Origin of the sequence: Nocardioides sp. (genome assembly GCF_031422975.1) — a bacterium.
Classification (GTDB): Bacteria; Actinomycetota; Actinomycetes; order Propionibacteriales; family Nocardioidaceae; genus Nocardioides.
On the sequence record NZ_JANPEO010000288.1, the window covers coordinates 1 to 1,982 of the forward strand.

2 pseudogenes are annotated in these 1,982 nt (G+C 67.2%); both read left to right on the forward strand.

Features of this window, described 5'->3' with window-relative positions:
- Positions 1-71 precede the first annotated feature (71 nt).
- Positions 72-1,355 (forward strand): annotated as a pseudogene (gene clpX, locus RMO85_RS08635) (ATP-dependent Clp protease ATP-binding subunit ClpX).
- Between the two features lie 172 nt (positions 1,356-1,527).
- Positions 1,528-1,982: pseudogene (locus RMO85_RS08640) on the forward strand (hypothetical protein); the annotation flags it as partial.

The following is a 1,982-nucleotide window of genomic DNA, read 5'->3' on the forward strand; positions in this document are numbered from 1 at the left end:
CCGTCGTGAGGCCTGTTGCAAGGTGGTGAAGGCCGGGCGTCCCGCCCGGCAAGACTTGGAGGACACGACTCGTGGCACGAATCGGTGACGGCGGCGATCTGCTGAAGTGCAACTTCTGTGGCAAGAGCCAGAAGCAGGTCAAGAAGCTCATCGCAGGACCCAACGTCTACATCTGCGACGAGTGCATCGAGCTCTGCAACGAGATCATCTAGGAGGAGCTCGCCGAGGGTTCCGAGGTTAGCCTCGAGGAGCTGCCCAAGCCCAAGGAGATCTTCGAGTTCCTCAACTCCTACGTCATCGGCCAGGAGCACGCCAAGAAGGCGCTCGCAGTGGCCGTCTACAACCACTACAAGCGCGTCCAGGCGGGCGTGTTGCCGGTTGCGGGCAAGCACAACAAGGACGAAGTCGTCGAGGTCGCCAAGTCCAACATCTTGGTCATCGGTCCGACCGGGTGTGGCAAGACCTACCTCGCCCAGACCTTGGCGCGCATGCTCAACGTCCCGTTCGCGATCGCCGACGCCACCGCGCTGACCGAGGCGGGCTACGTCGGTGAGGACGTGGAGAACATCCTCCTCAAGCTGATCCAGGCCGCCGACTACGACGTCAAGAAGGCCGAGACCGGGATCATCTACATCGACGAGATCGACAAGGTGGCCCGCAAGGCGGAGAACCCCCCGATCACCCGCGACGTCTCCGGTGAGGGCGTCCAGCAGGCGCTGCTGAAGATGCTCGAGGGCACGACTGCCTCGGTGCCGCCGCAGGGTGGTCGCAAGCACCCGCACCAGGAGTTCATCCAGATCGACACCACCAACATCTTGTTCATCGTGGGTGGTGCCTTCTCGGGCCTGGAGAACATCGTCGAGCAGCGCGTCGGCAAGAAGACCCTCGGCTTCACCGCCGATGTGCGCGGCGAGGCCGAGCGCGACTCCGACGACCTGATGGCCCTGGTCCGACCTGAGGATCTCACCAAGTTCGGCCTGATCCCGGAGTTCATCGGCCGCCTCCCGCTCATCGCCAGCGTCACCAAGCTCGACAACGAGGCGCTGGTCCAGATCCTCACCGAGCCGCGCAACGCGCTCGTGAAGCAGTACCAGAAGCTCTTCGACCTCGACGGGGTCGAGCTCGAGTTCACCGAGGAAGCCATCGTCGCCATCGCTGATCGGGCCCTCGAGCGCGGCACGGGTGCCCGTGGCCTGCGCGCGATCATCGAAGAGGTGCTCCTCCACGTGATGTACGACGTTCCCTCGCGCGACGACGTCGCCAAGGTGATCGTGACCCGTGAGGTCGTCCTTGACGACGTGGCTCCGACCCTGGTGCCCCGTGAGTCCGAGTCGAAGAAGAAGAAGTCAGCCTGAGGGTTGCGGGCGGTCGAACGCCCGCGGGTGCGGGGTCGGTCTCCTCTCCCTCGGCCCGTCCTGAGTAGACCGGGCGTAGTCCTTTCTAGTCATTTACCCCCCGATTGGCCGATGTGCCCGTCATCGCCAGCAAGAATGGCAGTCGAGGTACGCGCAGGAAGGGGTCTCTCGGGTGAGCGCAGAGCACAAGCGGCCGCTTGTTGCATTCGTCATGGTGTCGATCCTGTGCGCCGTGATGTTGGGTCACGCCATCCGCAGCGAGGCCACGGTCGGTCTGTTCGGCCCCCGCGAGTCCGTGGCAGCCGCACAGGGCGAGCCGCCGGCCGCCGGTCGCGCCACGGTGCCGCCCGTGGCGACGACCGCGATCCCCACGGAGTCGCCCGGTCCCACCGCCGAGAAGCTCCCCACTCCCGAGGAGCACCCCGCCGCCGTACCCTCGAGTGCCGAGACGCCGGCCCCGACCCCGTCCGCCGCGGCGGCCGGACAGCCGGGTTCCGCCGCGACCGTCACCTCGATCCCCACGGCCACCCCGACGCCCCCGCCCACCTCGGCTTCGGCGCCGGTCCCGACCTCCCTCCCGACCTCCCTCCCCACCCCCGCGGTCCCCCCCCCCCCCGGCCCCCCCCC